At 73.6% G+C, this 15,124-nt stretch carries 15 protein-coding genes; 9 read left to right on the forward strand and 6 right to left on the reverse strand.

Translation table 11 applies throughout. The features are described from left to right. Positions 1-123 precede the first annotated feature (123 nt). The 3 genes from ACPXCS_RS21050 to ACPXCS_RS21060 form a co-directional block, all read right to left on the reverse strand. On the reverse strand, positions 124-729 hold the full coding sequence (locus ACPXCS_RS21050; RefSeq protein WP_425947979.1) for a hypothetical protein: 606 nt from the start codon (positions 727-729) through the stop codon (positions 124-126). Beyond that, positions 726-2,225 carry a sensor histidine kinase gene (locus ACPXCS_RS21055; RefSeq protein WP_425948237.1) on the reverse strand — a complete coding sequence of 500 codons (1,500 nt, stop codon included), beginning with the start codon at positions 2,223-2,225 and terminating at the stop codon, positions 726-728. Before ACPXCS_RS21055 ends, ACPXCS_RS21050 begins: the two co-directional genes overlap by 4 nt. Positions 2,226-2,329: 104 nt before the next feature. After that, complete coding sequence (locus tag ACPXCS_RS21060) at positions 2,330-3,034, reverse strand: response regulator (RefSeq protein WP_425947978.1); 705 nt, start codon at positions 3,032-3,034, stop codon at positions 2,330-2,332. A gap of 152 nt (positions 3,035-3,186) precedes the next feature. Between ACPXCS_RS21060 and ACPXCS_RS21065 the strand changes: the two genes are divergently transcribed. Both ACPXCS_RS21065 and ACPXCS_RS21070 read left to right on the forward strand, forming a co-directional pair. Then, positions 3,187-4,050 carry a DUF3152 domain-containing protein gene (locus tag ACPXCS_RS21065; RefSeq protein WP_425947977.1) on the forward strand — a complete coding sequence of 288 codons (864 nt, stop codon included), beginning with the start codon at positions 3,187-3,189 and terminating at the stop codon, positions 4,048-4,050. 349 nt (positions 4,051-4,399) lie between these two features. Next, positions 4,400-5,812, forward strand: coding sequence for an FAD-dependent oxidoreductase (locus ACPXCS_RS21070; RefSeq protein WP_425947975.1), 1,413 nt, complete (start codon positions 4,400-4,402; stop codon positions 5,810-5,812). Positions 5,813-5,913: 101 nt separating this feature from the next. On the opposite strand, the gene ACPXCS_RS21075 is transcribed toward ACPXCS_RS21070, so the two are convergent. After that, positions 5,914-6,231, reverse strand: a complete 318-nt coding sequence (locus ACPXCS_RS21075; RefSeq protein WP_425947973.1) for a GNAT family N-acetyltransferase — start codon at positions 6,229-6,231, stop codon at positions 5,914-5,916. Positions 6,232-6,504: 273 nt separating this feature from the next. Here ACPXCS_RS21075 and ACPXCS_RS21080 point away from each other — a divergent pair, with 273 nt between their 5' ends. Both ACPXCS_RS21080 and ACPXCS_RS21085 read left to right on the forward strand, forming a co-directional pair. Continuing rightward, positions 6,505-6,816 carry an ArsR/SmtB family transcription factor gene (locus ACPXCS_RS21080; RefSeq protein ID WP_425947971.1) on the forward strand — a complete coding sequence of 104 codons (312 nt, stop codon included), beginning with the start codon at positions 6,505-6,507 and terminating at the stop codon, positions 6,814-6,816. Positions 6,817-6,937: 121 nt separating this feature from the next. Continuing rightward, entirely contained in the window at positions 6,938-7,945 is a 1,008-nt protein-coding gene (locus ACPXCS_RS21085) for an alpha/beta hydrolase (protein ID WP_425947970.1), read from the forward strand. Here ACPXCS_RS21085 and ACPXCS_RS21090 read toward each other — a convergent pair. Beyond that, entirely contained in the window at positions 7,942-8,403 is a 462-nt protein-coding gene (locus tag ACPXCS_RS21090) for a MarR family winged helix-turn-helix transcriptional regulator (protein WP_425947968.1), read from the reverse strand. The genes ACPXCS_RS21085 and ACPXCS_RS21090 overlap by 4 nt on opposite strands. Before the next feature lie 279 nt (positions 8,404-8,682). Between ACPXCS_RS21090 and ACPXCS_RS21095 the strand changes: the two genes are divergently transcribed. Then, on the forward strand, positions 8,683-9,351 hold the full coding sequence (locus tag ACPXCS_RS21095; RefSeq protein WP_425947966.1) for a hypothetical protein: 669 nt from the start codon (positions 8,683-8,685) through the stop codon (positions 9,349-9,351). Positions 9,352-9,389: 38 nt separating this feature from the next. Here ACPXCS_RS21095 and ACPXCS_RS21100 read toward each other — a convergent pair whose 3' ends face one another. Further along, positions 9,390-9,566: a hypothetical protein gene (locus ACPXCS_RS21100; protein WP_425947964.1), complete on the reverse strand. Its 177-nt coding sequence runs from the start codon at positions 9,564-9,566 to the stop codon at positions 9,390-9,392. A gap of 175 nt (positions 9,567-9,741) precedes the next feature. On the opposite strand from ACPXCS_RS21100, the gene ACPXCS_RS21105 reads away from it, so the two are divergent. From ACPXCS_RS21105 to ACPXCS_RS21120, 4 genes are all read left to right on the forward strand, one after another. Continuing rightward, on the forward strand, positions 9,742-10,923 hold the full coding sequence (locus ACPXCS_RS21105; protein ID WP_425947962.1) for a spore photoproduct lyase family protein: 1,182 nt from the start codon (positions 9,742-9,744) through the stop codon (positions 10,921-10,923). 113 nt (positions 10,924-11,036) lie between these two features. Next, the gene (locus tag ACPXCS_RS21110) at positions 11,037-12,278 is read left to right on the forward strand and encodes a serine hydrolase domain-containing protein (RefSeq protein ID WP_425948235.1); all 1,242 of its coding nucleotides are present in this window, start codon (positions 11,037-11,039) and stop codon (positions 12,276-12,278) included. 227 nt (positions 12,279-12,505) lie between these two features. Then, positions 12,506-13,240, forward strand: a complete 735-nt coding sequence (locus tag ACPXCS_RS21115; RefSeq protein WP_425947961.1) for a D-Ala-D-Ala carboxypeptidase family metallohydrolase — start codon at positions 12,506-12,508, stop codon at positions 13,238-13,240. Between the two features lie 131 nt (positions 13,241-13,371). Then, positions 13,372-15,120: a glycoside hydrolase domain-containing protein gene (locus ACPXCS_RS21120; RefSeq protein ID WP_425947960.1), complete on the forward strand. Its 1,749-nt coding sequence runs from the start codon at positions 13,372-13,374 to the stop codon at positions 15,118-15,120. Positions 15,121-15,124 lie beyond the last annotated feature (4 nt).

Genomic DNA, 15,124 nt, shown 5'->3' on the forward strand with positions numbered 1-15,124 from the left:
TCGGCTCGGTGCCGGATGGTGGTGCGGGCGAGGCGGCCGCCGCGTGCCGACGCGTCGGCCGCCCTCACCCTACGGGATCGGGGCAGGCCGCTCACGGCGCCTCTTCACCCCGGTCAGCAGGTTCTAGGGGGCGGGACACCGGGACGCGTTGCCTTCGACGCGCCCGAGGTTCGCGCCGGTGACCGTGACCGGGACCGGTTCGGCCCGGGGGTCGGCGACACGCTGGGCGGCGAGCGCGGTGCAGACGACCTGGGCCGCGGCCGTCTCGGTCAGCTTGCCCACCCGGGGTGACAGCTCGACGACGACACGGTGGCCGGTCGTCCTGACGCGCACCGGCTCGGCAGGTCCGGGTTCTCCGGGCCGGGCGTCCCCGGTGGGAGGCGGCTGCTGCGGGGTGGGCGCCTGCTGCGCGGGGAGCGCGGTCGTGGGGGCCATCAGGTGGGTGGTCATGCCCTTCTTCCGTTCCGGGGGGCTCGGTCCGCCCAGCAGCAGGGTCACGGCCGCCTCGACGCCGACCGGCGCGGTGGTGCGGCGGTCCACGGCGACCAGGGCGCCGTCCCTGACGAAGTAGACCCGTACCGTCGGGGCGACGCCCTCGGCGGGTGCGCCGGCCTCCACCGCGCCGGTCGGGGAGATGCCGCACGAGGTGAGCGCGCACAGGGCGGGCAGCAACAGCGACAGCGACACGTGTCGGTGCGGGGCGGGCGCGGACCGGCGTCGTGCGTTCATGGTCGGCTCTCCGGAGGGGTCTCGTCGTGCGGCAGGGGCAGTTCGACCGTGAAGACGGCGCCGTCCTCGGGTCGGTTCGCCGCGCGGACGGTTCCGCCGTGCACCCGGACGTTCTCCGCCGTGATGGCCAGGCCGAGGCCGCTGCCGTCGGTGCGGGTCCGGGCGGCGTCCGACTTGTAGAAGCGTTCGAAGACGTGGGGCAGCACGTCGGCGGGGATGCCGGGGCCGCTGTCCAGCACCTCGATGACGGCGCGGCGTCCTCCGTCGGGCCCGCGCGTCCGGCGCAGGCGCAGCAGGACGGGGCGGGCGCCGTGCCGCAGGGCGTTGCCGACCAGGTTGGCGACGACCACGTCGAGGCGGCGCGGGTCGACCCGTCCGCGCAGGGCGCCGGGGGGCGGCAGTTCGGTGTCCACGAGATCGGTCCAGGCGCGGGCCGCGAGGGTGCGGCGCAGCGACTCGGCCAGGTCGATCCGGTCCAGGTTCAGCACGGCGGCGCCCGCGTCGAAGCGGGAGATCTCCATCAGGTCGTCCACCAGACGCGCCAGGTGCACCGTCTCCTGGCTGATCAGGCGGACGGCGGTGGCGGTGTCGGGGTCCAGTCGGGCGGCGTCCTCGTCGAGGAGGTCGGTGACGGCCGACATGGCGGCCAGCGGGGTGCGCAGTTCGTGCGAGACGTCCGCGGCGAACCGGCGGGCCCGGGCCTCCATGCCGCGCAGCTCCGCCACCGACTTCTCCAGCGCCGCGGCCGTCTCGTTGAACGTGTGGGACAGATCGGCGAGTTCGTCCGACCCGTGGACGGCGAGCCGGGTGTCGAGGTGCCCTTCGGCGATGCTGCGGGTGGCGCGGCGCAGCGCCCGCACGGGCCGCAGGACTCCGCGCGCGGCGAGCAGGGCCAGCACCACGGCGAGGGCCAGGGCGGGCAGGGTGGCCCGTTCCACGGCGGTGACCAGGGCGTCGACGGAGTCCTGTTCCCTCGTCTGAGGCACCGTCAGGTAGACCTCGATGCCGGAGGCGACCGGCCCCCGCCCGTCGGTGGTGTCGAACGCGACCGGCATGCCGACGACCAGTGCGGGACGGCCGCCCCGGTTCACCCGCTGGAAGACGGTGGCCGGCCCCTCGTGCACGGCGTCGCGTACGGCGGGGGTCAGTTCCTCGAAGGGGTCGCCGGGCGCGGAGGTGGCTTCCAGGTCACCGTAGGCGACCAGGACACGCCAGGTGCCGGACGGTTCCGCGCGGGCCACCTCGACGGCGAAGCTGTGCAGTTCGGCCCGGTCGGCGGGCACGTCGAGCCCCGGGGCGAGCCGGTCGACCTGGGTGCGCAGGGAGTCGATGACGGTGTCCTGGCTCTGCTGGAGCACCCCCGTGCGGGCCTCCCGGAAGGTCAGGGCCCCGGTCGAGGCGGCGGTGAGGGCCGCGACGCACGCGAACGCCAGCACCAGCCGGACGCGCAGGCCGCGCAGCCGGTGGGGGCCGACCCGGTCTCTCAGCGGGCGCATGCCGGGCGTTATGCCGACGGCGGGCGTCTTGCGGGCGCTGAGCTTGCCGAAGGCCTGCGGCGCCTCGCTGTCGGAGGCTCCCGGCGCCGTCCCGTGGGGCGCTCTCACCACGCCGGCTCACCGGCGGCGAACCGGTAGCCGAAGCCGCGCACGGTCTGGATGTAGCGAGGCTCGCGCGGTGGCTCGCCCATCTTGGTGCGCAGCCGTTTGACGCAGGCGTCGACCAGCCGGGCGTCCCCGTGGTAGCTGTGCTCCCAGACCGCCTCCAGCAGCTGCTGCCGGCTGAAGACCTGGCCCGGCGAGGCGGACAAGGTGAGCAGCAGCCGCAGTTCGGACGGGGCGAGGGCGACCGGCACGCCCTGCCGGGTGACGGAGAACCCGGCCCGGTCGATGGACAGGTCCCCGTAGCGGTCGATCCTCGGTATGCCGTTGCCCACGGGCGGGCCGCCCGCCCGGCGCAGCACGGCACGGATGCGGGCGCCCAGCACGCGTGCCTGCACGGGTTTGACCACGTAGTCGTCGGCTCCGGCCTCCAGTCCCACGACGATGTCCTCGTCGTCGCCCCGGGCGGTCGCCATGACGATCGGGAGGGTCGGGTCGAGGGCGCGTATCCGCCGGCACACGTCCAGTCCGGGCACCCCGGGCAGCATGAGGTCGAGCACCACCACGTCGGGCCGGAAGGAGCGCAGCAGGTCAAGCCCCTGCTCCCCGGTCACCGCGGCGGCGACCTCGTGGCCCTGGCGCCGCAGGGCGAGGACCATCCCCTCCCGCACGGCACGGTCGTCTTCGATCAGCAGAACGCGTGGCATGCGCCCAGTATCGGCAGCCCGGCGACGCGGCTCCCGGCCCGTCGCGGGGCTTTGTTGCCAGATGGTCATACAGCCTCCCGAACCCCCCTTCGTTATCGCCCTGTTATCACCTGGGCCAGGTGCCATCACATGGGCGGCACACCCTGACGGCCATGACCGTTGATCACAACCCGTCCGCTCCGCGCCGCCGTCGCGGTGCCCCCGCGCACGCCCTCTCCGGACGCAGACGGAAGGGTCCCCTCTGGGCGGGCACCGCCGCGCTGGTCCTGCTGGGCGGCGTCGGAGCGGCGGCCACGGGCTGGACGTCCGACGGCGCGGGAGCAACCCGCGCCGACGCGCGGACGGCACCCTCCGCGGCGGCGGCCGGTTCCCCGCCGTCCGCTCCGCCCACCAGCGCCTCACCCCGTCCGAGCCGGTCCGCTCCGGCGTCCGGCATCCCCGCCACGGGACCGGGCACCTTCACGGTCGCGGCCGGCGAGAGCGCCCGGGTGGGGACGGGCGACACGCTGCGCTACCGGGTCGAGGTCGAGGACGGCCTCGACCTGTCCGCCGCCGACGTCGCCCGGCAGGTGGACGGCATCCTGGCGGACCGGCGCGGCTGGACGGCGGACGGCCGGTGGTCGTTCCAGCGGGTCGCCGACGGCCGGACCGACTTCGTCGTCAAGGTCGCCACCCCCGGCACCGTGGACCGGATCTGCGGACAGTACGGCCTGGACACCGGCGGGGAGGTCAACTGCAACGTCGCGCAGAACGTGATGGTCAACCTCAGGCGCTGGCTGCTCGCGACGCCCGTCTACGCCGACGACGTCACCGGCTACCGCGCGCTGATCGTCAATCACGAGGTCGGCCACTTCCTGGGCCACGGCCACGTCGGCTGCCCCGGTCCGGGGCAGCCGGCTCCCGTGATGATGCAGCAGATCAAGGGAATGCACGGGTGCCTGCCCAACGTGTGGCCGTACGACGAGAAGGGACGGTTCGTGACCGGCCCCGGGCCGGACGCGGACGCGGACCACTGACGCACCCGGGACTCACCGGACGCTTCGGCGAGGACTTCGCAGTCGGGCCGCCGATGATCGCTCGACTTGACCTGATGGGCGAGGCAGGGGCGGGCCGGCCCGCAAAGTTCCGGCCGGATTTCCCGGACCGCGGCCGCCCCGGGCAACCCTCCCCACCGCACCCCCGTCTTCACATCGGCGATTCCTGCCGATGGCGTGACACCGATCGGCACGGCATCGTGGCGGCGGCACGCGTCGACACGGCATCGCGGCGGCGGCACGGAGAGCTGCCGGGGAACGACGGCGCCCGTCGGGGACGGATCCGTGCCGGCGCCGCACCGGCCACGACCACGACCACGAAGGGGACACCATGGCAAGCGTCGCCGTGATCGGCGGTGGCATGGCGGGGACGGCGACGGCGCTGCTCCTCGCCCGGGCCGGACACCGGGTCACGGTGTGCGAGCAGGACAGACGCGCGGTCTCCGGACAGGTCGACGCCGACTTCTTCGACTGGCGCCGGCCCCGCGTCCCGCAAGCCGTCCAGCCGCACGCCCTGCTCGGCCCGGCCCGCGCGGTGCTGGCCGCCGAACTCCCCGACGTGTACGCGCGGATGCGGCGGCTGGGCGCGTGGGAGCAGCACGAGTTCGACTGGTTCGACGAGCACCCGCCCCACCGCGACGGCGACGAACACCTGGTCCTGGTCCGCACGCGCCGCGTGGTGCTGGAGACGGCGCTCCGGGCGTCCTTGCGCGAGGAGAAGAACGTTCGCCTGCTGCAGGGCACGCGTGTGCGGGGGCTGCTGGCACGGCAGTTCCCGCACCGGGTCCCCCAGGTCACCGGCGTGCGCCTCGACGGCGGGCAGATCGACGCCGACCTCGTCATCGACACCGGCGGGAGGCGCTCCCCCGTCGGCCGCCGGCTCGGAGAACTCGGCGCTCCCGCCCCGGAACGCGAGCGGCACCGGGTCGGGCTCGCCTACGCCTGCCGCTGGTACCGCACACGCCCCGGCACGCGCCCGCCGCACCGGACGCCCTACACGTCCGCGGCGCCCTTCGCCCTGTCCATCGCCTTCCCCTCGGACAACGGTCTGGTCGGCGTGGCCCTGGTGTGCGCCACCACGGATCCCACGCTCCCCGCGCTGAACGATCCGCATGTCTTCGACGGCCTGGCGAGGACGTTCCCGTCCTCCGCCGCCTGGCTCGACCGCGATCCCCGGCCGGTGGGGGCCGTCCATGTCATGGCCGGCCTCGACAACCAGTGGACGCCCACGGCGGACGGCTCCGAGCCCGTCGTGACGGGGCTGGTCCGGGCGGGCGACGCCCTGGTGCACACCAACCCGACACTCACCCAGGGCATCACCCTGGCCCTGTGGGCCGCCCGGCGCATAGCCGTCACGACGGACACCGCGACCGACCACGAGGGCTTCGCCCACGGCTACGCCCGATGGGCGCGGCGCGTCCTCAAGCCCTGGTTCGATCTCCAGGTGACGGCCGACCGGGACAACGAGACGCGGCTGTCGGGCACCGCGACGGCTCCCACCGGCATCGAGCAGCGGCTGAAGGCGGCGCGCTTCCCCTGTGCGCTTCAGGACCCGGTCGTCATGCGGGCCTGGGCCCGGGCCCGGCACATGCTCGCCACGCCCGACCAGGCATTCGGAACCGAGGAGGTGCGTCAGCGCCTGACGCACTGGCTGGCAGCCCGCTCCGGTGCCCTGCCGGGCCCCGCCGGCCCGTCGCGGGAGGAGTGGGAGAAGATCGTCGGCGACGGCGCCCGCGACCGGTGACCGCCACGGCGCTCGGCCGGCTCGTCACCGGCACGGCGGGGCGGGCCGCCGCCGCCCCACCGGACGGCTCGGCGCACGCCCCGACCGGGCCCACGACCTGCTCAGTCCACGACGCGGCTGGTCGGCCGGTAGTTCCACGGCTCGTACTCGGGGTGCCGGGCGGCCCAGCCGGCTATGAACGGGCACACGGCGAGGAACTTGGTGTCCGCGTCCCTGGCCATGTCCAGCGCCGCCCTGGCCAGCGCCGACCCCACGCCGCGGCCCTCGTACGCGGGCTCCACCTCGGTGTGGACGAAGGCGATCACCTGCTTGGCCGGGATGTAGTCGGCGATGCCCGCGAGGTGCCCGTCCACGTGGGCTTCCAGGCGATGGTCGTCCTCGTTGCGGACGATGGTGACGTCGGACTTGGCACCCGCCATGCAGGTCTCCGTTCCTGGGCGGCCCCCGCCCCGTCGTCGGGGCAGGTCGACCGGCTGCAACTGTGCTCGGCGATGCCCGCGGCACGCATCGGTGAGGATCACCTAGGGCGTTCGGCCGCCCCGGGCGACGCGGGTGAGCCTGGACGGCCATTGTCCCTCACCCGTGATCCCGGCTCCCGCGGGGGCGACGAGGCCGGCACGACGGACAGCACGGCCGCAGTGACACCCACCACGACAGTTCGCGAGTATGCGAACTGACATATCCTGGGCGGCATGAAGCCGCTGACCCATCCGCACCGCGACGAGCTGCGCATCGAAGCCGTCCTGGACGCCATGGCCAACCCCATCCGGCTGCGCATCATCGAGCGGCTCGCCAACGGCGAGGAACTCACGTGTTCCACCGTGCTGCCCGAGGTCTCCCCCTCCACCGCGAGCCGTCACTGGCACGTGCTGCGCGAAGCCGGGGTTCTGTACGCCCGCCGCGAAGGCCGCATCATCCTGCACCACCTGCGCCGCGACGACCTCGACGCCCGCTTCCCCGGCCTCCTCGACAGCGTGCTGCACGCCGTCCGAACGGCACTTTAGGCGACCTTCACCGAGGCCAGGCCCGGACGCCGGGGCGAAGACTGAGGGACCACCTGGTTCCCCGTCGGAGTCCGTCCTCACCGCCTCCGAGCCACCCCGCGTGAAAGGACCACGACAGGTCATGCCGCTGTGGAGCGCCGACATCGATCGGCTTCGCCCCGTCATCCGTAGCGAGGGACGCGCGGTGGCGGACGGTCTGTCCCCGGCGTTCGACGCCGTCTTCCCCGGCGGCGCGGCCGGTGACCACGACGCCCGGGCCCTGGCGGAGCTGCGTGCGCAGTTGTCCGTGCCCGGACCGGTACGGGCCGGCGAGCGGTTCCTCGACGGCCCGCGCGGCCCGATCAGACTGCGCACCTTCACCCCGGAGGGGCCCGCCCGGGCAGTGCTGCTGAACATCCACGGCGGCGGGTTCGTCATGGGCGCCCCGGAGATGAACGACGGCATGAACGTCTTCCTGTCGCGGGCGCTGGAGATCGCGGTCGTGTCGGTCGACTACCGGCTCGCCCCCGAGCACCGCTACCCGGCGGCGCACGACGACTGCGAGACGGCGGCGACCTGGCTGGTGGACCACGCGGCGGCGGAGTTCGGCACGGCGAGGTTGCTGATCAACGGAGAGTCCGCGGGAGCCAATCTCGCCGCGGCCACCCTGCTGCGCCTGCGCCGACGCGGCACGGCACACCGATTCGCCGCGGCCGTCCTGGAGTTCGGCGTGTACGACCTCGCGGGCACCCCCAGCGCCCTGCAGGAGACGGACCACGACGTGCTGAGCGCGGCGGTGCTGCGGGGCATGATGGACCTGGCGCATCCGCAGCTGTCCCAGGAGCAGCGGCGCGACCCGGACCTGTCCCCGCTCCACGCCGACCTGACCGGCCTGCCGCCCGTCCTGTTCGGCGTGGGCACGGCGGACCATCTCGTCGACGACACCCTGTTCCTGGAACGCCGCTGGGACCTGGCCAACAGCAACACGACGCTGCTGGTGTATCCCGACGCGCCGCACGGAGGCACCGGCCTGCCCACGGTGCTGCCCCATTGGCAGGCCGCGTTGCTCCCCTTCCTGGACTCCCATGTCACCGGCGCCGAGACGGGCGTCCTGGACGAGCACATGGGGACGAGGGGAGGCCGGCTCTAGCCGCGCCTCTCCACGACGGTCATGAGCCGTCCGAGAAACTCGCCGAACTGCCTCACCTCGTCGGCGTCCAGCGGGTCGAAGAAGAGCTGCCGGACGGTTTCCGCGTGCCCCGGCGCGGCCGCTTCGATCGTCGCCCGGCCCTTTGCCGTCAGCCGTACCATCGCGCCCCGGGCGTCGTCCTCACACGCTTCCCGAGCCACCAGTCCGCGAGCTTCCATACGGCTGATCTGATGGGACAGCCGGCTGCGCTCCCAGCCGACCTCCGCACCGAGATCGCGGGCCCGCAGCACGCCGCTCTCCGACTCCGACAGGGGGGCGAGGAGGGCGTAGTCGGCTGCGGAGATGCCGGAGTCCCGTTGCAGTTGCTGATCCTGCGCGCGCTGCAGCTCACGGCTCAGTCGGCGGTAGGTCGACCAGATCTCGGCCTCGTGCGGGGCCAGCCATCGCGGTTCGGACATGCCTCGACTCTACCAGGTTGTTGATATGTCACCAAAAGCCGCTCACGCCGGAACAAGAACTGACCGGCCCTGTCACACCCGGCGGGAGACAGGCATGTCCGGTGACACCGGCACGGCCACGGCGATGACAAGTCGAACCCTCGTGCAGGGTGAAGGAGACAACATGGCGGGAGCAAACGACCTCGTCGATCCGTACCATCACTACACCATGGCGACGTGCGGCTCGGACGACAGGTGTCACCCGCCACACGGCGTCAACGCCGAGGAAAGGTCAGCACCATGCCCCGGACAACCCCCTCGACCACCGAACTGGCATCGCAGTACATCGCCCAGGTGTCAGGCGACCTGGAAGCCAACGTGAAGGAGCAGGAGCGCATCAGCGCCGAAATCGCGTCCCTGCAGGAGCAGTTGGCGGCCCTGCAGCACGACCACGGCGTCCTGGTGAGCATGCAGCAGGCGCTCGGCATCACGAAGGCGACGGCGGGCACCGCCACCGAGTCCAAGCCCGCCGTCGTGCCCTCGCCGCGGCGGAAGAAGGCCGGCACGGCGGCCGGCGGGAAGCAGAAGGCGCGCAAGGCGCCCGCCGCCCCGGCGAAGAAGGCTGCCACGAAGCCCACGGCGAAGAAGACCGCCGCGAAGCCTGCGGCGAAGAAGACGAGCACCGCCAAGGCGGCCGAGCCCACGCTCGTCGAACTCATCCGGCGCCACCTCGCCGAGCAGAACGAACCGCGCTCCGCTGCGGAGATCTCCACCGCGCTGGGCACGGCACACCCCGGACGTGACATCTCCGCGAAGGTGGTGCGCGTCACGCTCGAAGGGCTCGTGGCCAAGAGCCAGGCCGAGCGCTCCAAGCAGGGCAGGTCGGTCTTCTACTCCGCGCCCGCCGAGCAGGCGACGGGCACGCCCGGGGCCGACGCGGAGACCCGGTCCGAGGGCACGGACGCCTGACGGCGCAGGGGCCCTGCCCCGCCCCTGCCCCGGGCCGGTCAGCGCCGGCGGCCCCGTGCCGCCAGGCCGCTGCCGACCCCCGCCACGTGCAGGGCGAGCAGCGCGAGCCCGATCAGCATGACGTTGGTCGAGGTGAAGACGTCGTTCGTGGAGATCTCCGCCGCGTTGATGAGGAAAGCGAGGAAGAACAGGACCGCCGCGATGATGCCCAGCACTGCGTGCCTCCTAGGGGTGGGGTGATGGCTGCCGAGGGTTGCTGTCACGCGTATGCCCCCGGCGGTTCCGCTCACGCACCGCCGGACCGGCCGGGACGCGGCGGTGATGTGTGCCCCGTACAGTTGAAGGAGCGGGACTCCTCGTCCCCTCGCACCCTTCCGCACGGGAGCACGCATGCACCACCCGTCCGGCAGCCCGGGCGACGACTCCGACGCACTGTTCGGACTCGACGCCCTCGCCCCCGGGCCCGCCCCGAGGCGATCGGGCCGGCGCCCCTCCTTCCGCACCTCCGCCACGGCCCGGCGGCTGCTGCCCGTGCGGGAGATCTACGCCGAACCCGCGGCCGCCGCGTCCCCGCGCGGGCGGCAGATCACCGCCCGGTTCCCCGACGCGCGGGTGATCACGGTGGACTCCCACTGGCGCATCCCCGGGCTGCACGGCAACGAGGGCAACGTCGAGCGCTGGGTGCGCGTCAAGGGCGAGACCCTCGTCCTGGGCGAGAAGAAGACCCTCACCACCCGGCCCAACGGCCGCTCCGCCGACTGGATCGCCCCCGGCCCCTCCAACGGCTGCGCCATGGCCTGCGCCTACTGCTACGTGCCCCGGCGCAAGGGGTACGCCAACCCCGTCACCGTCTTCACCAACATCGAGCGGATCATCACGCACCTGGGCCGGCACGTGGCACGGCAGGGGCGCAAGCCCGAGCCGAACCAGTGCGACCCCGAGGCGTGGGTGTACGACATCGGTGAGAACGGCGACTGCTCGGTGGACGCGCTGATCTGCGACAACACCGCGGACCTGGTGCACGCCTTCCGGCAGTGGCCCACGGCCAAGGCGTCCTTCGCGACCAAGTTCGTCAACCCCGACCTGCTGGCCCTGGACCCCCGGGGCCGCACCCGCATCCGGTTCTCGGTGATGCCGCCGGACGACGCCCGGCTGCTCGATGTGCGCACCTCGCCCGTCGCCGAGCGGATCGGCGCGGCGGCGGACTTCCTGGACGCGGGGTACGAGGTGCACTTCAACCTCTCCCCCGTGGTCGTCCGCCCGGGCTGGCAGGACGCCTGGGCCGAGCTGCTCGTCCACCTCGACGACGTCCTGCCGCACCGCGTGAAGGAGCAGGCGGCCGCCGAGGTGATCATGCTGACCCACAACCAGGAGCTGCACGAGGTCAACCTCGGCTGGCATCCGCGCGCCGAGGAGGTCCTGTGGCGACCGGAGCTCCAGCAGGCCAAGCGCTCGCAGAACGGCGCCCTGAACGTCCGCTACCGCAACCAGGCCAAGAGCGAGGCGGTGCAGACCCTGCGCACGCTGATCGACCGCCACGCGCCGTGGCTGCGGGTCCGCTACGCCTTCTGAGCCGGCCGGCGGTGGGCCGTGCGGCCGGATGGGGCACACTCGCCGCGCGCGGGCGCGCCCTCCCGCCGATGCTGAGGAGGCCCTTGACCGACCGCCGAACCCCCGGGACCCTCATGCCGCTCATGCCCGTTTCCCGCCCGCGGACCCGCCCGCGCACCGGTGCCCCGCCTCGGGCTCGCTCCCGCGCACGTCTGCGCCTGTCCCTCGTCGCCCTGCTGGGTGCCTCCTGCCTCGCCGGGCTGGTCCATGCCCCGGTGGCGGGCGCCGCCGCCGACGGCTCCGGCAGCCGGGGCGAACGCGCCCTGCGTGGCCAGCTCGAGGAGCTGGTCGCGACACCCGGAGGGCCACCGGGGGTGATCGTCGTACTGCAACGGGACGGCGCCCCCCGTGTGCTGCGGGCCGGCGTCGCCGACCTGGAGACCGGCCGCCCGATCGAGCCCACCGACCACATGCGGATCGCCAGTACGGCGAAGGCGTTCAGCGGCGCCGTGGCCCTGCGGCTGGTGGAGGAAGGCGTCCTCGGTCTCGACAGCACCATCGGCCGCACCCTGCCCCACCTGCCACGGGCCTGGCGGTCGGTCACCCTGCGGCAATTGCTGAACCACACCAGCGGACTGCCCGACTTCAGTCAGGACCCCGAGTTCGTGGAACTGCTCGTGGCCGACCCGCGCCGCACCTTCGACCCCCGCAGGCTGCTGGACTTCGTCGCGGACGAGCCGCTGCGTTTCCGCCCGGGGTCGCAGTACCGGTACTCCAACTCCGACAACATCGCCGTCGCGCTGATGGCGGAGGCCGCGACCCAGTGGCCGTACGAGGACCTCCTGAAGCGGATCGTCTACCGGCCGCTCGGACTGCGCGACACGAGCCTCCCCCGGGGCTACGAGATGCCGGAGCCGTACATGCGCGGCTACGCCGTCGAGCCGCCCGCGCCGCCGGAGGACGTCAGCGAGGCGATCAGCGCGTCCGGCGTGTGGGCCTCGGGCGGGATCATCTCCACGCCCCGGGACATGACGCGCTTCATCCGCGGCTACGCCGCCGGGAAGCTGACGTCGATGGCCGTCCTGCGCGAGCAGCGCCGCTGGATCGAGGGGGCGTCCGAACCGGCCGGCCCCGGCCGCAACAGGGCGGGGCTCGGCATCTTCCGCTACGACACCCGCTGCGGGACCGTGCTCGGTCACACGGGGAACTTCCCCGGCTACACCCAGCTGATCGCCGCGACGCCCGACGGCCGCAAGTCCCTCACCGTCTCGCTCACCACCCAGGTGAACCGGACACTCGACCCCGGTCTCCTGGCGAAGCTCCGCACGATCGAGGAGAACGCGGTCTGTGCCCTGCTCGGCGGACACCGCCGCTGAGCGAGCGCCGTCCCCGGCGGCGTGCCCGGGCCGCATACAGGCCCGGGCCGCCGAAGCCGACGATGTCGACGCGTCCGTCGCCGGTGTTCCCGGGCAGCAGCCCACCACGTGCCCTGCCACAGGTCTGATCCTGTGGCACATGGTGACGGTGTGGACAGTCTCACCGCCGCGGCGCCACACTCGGCTCGACCCCCGTACGGGGAAACGGAATTCAGGGCGGAGGCGCGATGCTGCGACGTACGGTCCGACTACTTCTCGCTATTGTCATGGCCATGGCTGCCGCGACGGGCGGTGTGCTGGCCACGGCCGGACCGGCCCAGGCGGACGAGTGCTACACCTGGAGCCGCACCCTGTCCGAGGGCATGTCGGGCGCCGACGTGACGGAGTTGCAGATCCGGGTGGCCGGTCATGTCGACTCCGGCGAGATCCTCTCCGTGGACGGGCAGTTCGGCGCGCGGACCAAGGCCGCGGTCGCCAAGTTCCAGCAGGCGTACGGACTCGCGGCGGACGGCGTCGCCGGTTCCGCGACGTACGCCAGGATCTACGCGCTGCAGGACCCGGACTGCACGCCGATCCACTTCGCCTACGCCGAGCTGAACAAGTGCAACTCCACCTGGTCGGGCGGCGCGGTCAGCGCGGCGACGGCCAAGTCCAACGCCCTGCGCACCATGTGGAAGCTGGAGGCCATGCGGCACGCGATGGGTGACACCCCGCTCGTCGTGACCAGCGGATTCCGCTCGTACTCCTGCAACAGCGCGGTCGGCGGCGCCTCGAACAGCCGGCACCTGTACGGGGACGCCGCCGACCTGGTCGGCAACCCGACGCTCTGCCAGCTCGCCCAGCGGGCCCGCTCGCACGGCTTCGGCGGGATCTTCGGGCCGGGCTACGCCGGGCACGACGACCACACCCACGTGGACGGACGCACCAGCCGCTCCTGGTCCGCGCCGAGTTGCGGCATCTGACCTGCGGTTCCGGCGCGCACCGCGCGTCCCGGCGGCGGGACACCCGCCGGGACGCGCCCCGCTCCCCGGCGCGCTGCAGGTCCGCCGCGCCGCTCCCCCTCGCCGGCCCCACACCGACCAGGAGTGCTCCGATGCCGTTACGCCCCCTGTGGCGCGCCCTGACGGGAGCGGCCCTGCTGACGCTGCTCGCGGGTACCGGCGCCGCGGCCGTACCCGGATCCGCCGCGGCGGATCCCGCACCCGGGCAGCGGCGGACCGTCGCCTACCACGGCTACCGCCTCCAGGTGCCGGCCGACTGGCGGGTGGTCGACCTGGCCGAACACCCCCGCGCCTGCCTGCGCTTCGACACACCCGCCCTCTACCTGGGCGAGCCGGGCGACCGGACCGACTGCCCGGCCCGCGTCGTCGGACGCACCGCGGGCATCGTCGTCGAGCCGATCACCGCACGCTCGGCCGCACGGACGACGGACGCGACCGCGCGGGCACCGCGGGGCGCGGCCACCACACCGTCCGCCGCATCGGGCGACGGCACCATCCGGATCGCCGTCGAGGACGCCGGGGTGCTCGTCACCGCCGCCCACACACCGGGCACCGAGCGTCTCGTACGCGGGGTTCTCGCCTCGGCCGAACTCACCCCGGGAGCCGAACGCACCGAGCTGCCCCGCACCGCACGACGCCCCGCCGCCGCCGTCCCGGCCGCGGCCGGACCGCAACCGGGCACCTACCTCGGCAAGGGCTTCGACACCTGCACCGCACCCTCGCAGGCCGCCATGGACGCCTGGCGGTCCCACTCGCCGTACAGCGCGGTCGGCGTCTACATCAGCGGTGCCTTCCGCGGCTGCGCCCAGCCGAACCTGACCGCGAGCTGGGTGAGCGAGCAGACCGGCAAGGGCTGGCGCCTGATCCCCGTCGACGTCGGCCGCCAGGCCCCGTGCACCGGCTACGCGCTCAGGATGTCCGCCGACCCCGCCACCGCCAGGTCCCAGGGCGTCACCGCGGCCGCCGGCGCCCTCACCGCCGCCGCGGACCTCGGCCTCCCGGCGGGCAGCGCGATCTACAGCGACATCGAGGCGTACACCTCGACGGCCTCCTGCAAGGCCGCCGTCCTGTCCTACCTGTCGGGCTGGACCGAGCGGCTGCACAGCGGCGGCTACCTGTCCGGCTTCTACTCCAGCGCCGCCTCCGGCATCAAGGACGCGGCCGAGGAGTACGGCAACAGCGCCTACACCCGGGTCGACCACGTCTTCTACGCCTGGTGGAACGACGCGGCGGACACCGACACCGGCTCCTACGTGCCCTCGACCCACTGGTCCGGACACCAGCGCATCCACCAGTACGCGGGCGAGGTCACCGAGTCCTACGGCGGCCACACCCTCACCATCGACCGCGACTACCTCGACGTGGGCACCGGCACCCCGCCCCAGCCCGGCTGCACCGCGGTGCACCTCGACTTCACCGCCTACGGCACCCTCCGCGGCGGCTCGACCGGGCCCCTGGTGACGGCGGCCCAGTGCCTGCTGCGGGCCGCCGGTCACGACCCGGGCGCACCGGACGGGATCTTCGGCCCCGGCACCACCGCGGCGGCCACGGGCTTCCAGTCCGGCGTCGGGCTCACGGCGGACGGTGTGATCGGCTCCAGGACCTGGACGGCGCTGCTGTCGCGCGGCACCACCCCGACCCTCGGGGACGGTGCGACGGGCGAGGCCGTCAGGCGCCTGCAACGGGCCCTGACCGCCGCGCTCGGCCGGACGGTGACCATCGACGGCGTCTTCGGCCCGGGCACCGCACAGGCCGTGCGCGACTACCAGGCCGCACGCGGGCTGGCGAGCGACGGCATCGTCGGCTCCGCCACCTGGGCCGCCCTCCAGTCAGGAAGGTGAGAAA

The sequence above is a fragment of the Streptomyces sp. DT190 genome (assembly GCF_049846985.1).
In the GTDB taxonomy this organism is placed as follows: Bacteria; Actinomycetota; Actinomycetes; order Streptomycetales; family Streptomycetaceae; genus Streptomyces.

Excerpts from the sequence above, each read along its gene's own strand:
- ACPXCS_RS21050 (WP_425947979.1), bottom strand. The coding sequence starts at position 729 with ATGAACGCACGACGCCGGTCCGCGCCCGCCCCGCACCGACACGTGTCG.
- ACPXCS_RS21055 (WP_425948237.1), bottom strand. The coding sequence starts at position 2,225 with ATGCGCCCGCTGAGAGACCGGGTCGGCCCCCACCGGCTGCGCGGCCTG.
- ACPXCS_RS21060 (WP_425947978.1), bottom strand. The coding sequence starts at position 3,034 with ATGCCACGCGTTCTGCTGATCGAAGACGACCGTGCCGTGCGGGAGGGG.
- ACPXCS_RS21065 (WP_425947977.1), top strand. The coding sequence starts at position 3,187 with ATGACCGTTGATCACAACCCGTCCGCTCCGCGCCGCCGTCGCGGTGCC.
- ACPXCS_RS21070 (WP_425947975.1), top strand. The coding sequence starts at position 4,400 with ATGGCAAGCGTCGCCGTGATCGGCGGTGGCATGGCGGGGACGGCGACG.
- ACPXCS_RS21075 (WP_425947973.1), bottom strand. The coding sequence starts at position 6,231 with ATGGCGGGTGCCAAGTCCGACGTCACCATCGTCCGCAACGAGGACGAC.
- ACPXCS_RS21080 (WP_425947971.1), top strand. The coding sequence starts at position 6,505 with ATGAAGCCGCTGACCCATCCGCACCGCGACGAGCTGCGCATCGAAGCC.
- ACPXCS_RS21085 (WP_425947970.1), top strand. The coding sequence starts at position 6,938 with ATGCCGCTGTGGAGCGCCGACATCGATCGGCTTCGCCCCGTCATCCGT.
- ACPXCS_RS21090 (WP_425947968.1), bottom strand. The coding sequence starts at position 8,403 with ATGTCCGAACCGCGATGGCTGGCCCCGCACGAGGCCGAGATCTGGTCG.
- ACPXCS_RS21095 (WP_425947966.1), top strand. The coding sequence starts at position 8,683 with ATGCCCCGGACAACCCCCTCGACCACCGAACTGGCATCGCAGTACATC.
- ACPXCS_RS21105 (WP_425947962.1), top strand. The coding sequence starts at position 9,742 with ATGCACCACCCGTCCGGCAGCCCGGGCGACGACTCCGACGCACTGTTC.
- ACPXCS_RS21110 (WP_425948235.1), top strand. The coding sequence starts at position 11,037 with ATGCCGCTCATGCCCGTTTCCCGCCCGCGGACCCGCCCGCGCACCGGT.
- ACPXCS_RS21115 (WP_425947961.1), top strand. The coding sequence starts at position 12,506 with ATGCTGCGACGTACGGTCCGACTACTTCTCGCTATTGTCATGGCCATG.
- ACPXCS_RS21120 (WP_425947960.1), top strand. The coding sequence starts at position 13,372 with ATGCCGTTACGCCCCCTGTGGCGCGCCCTGACGGGAGCGGCCCTGCTG.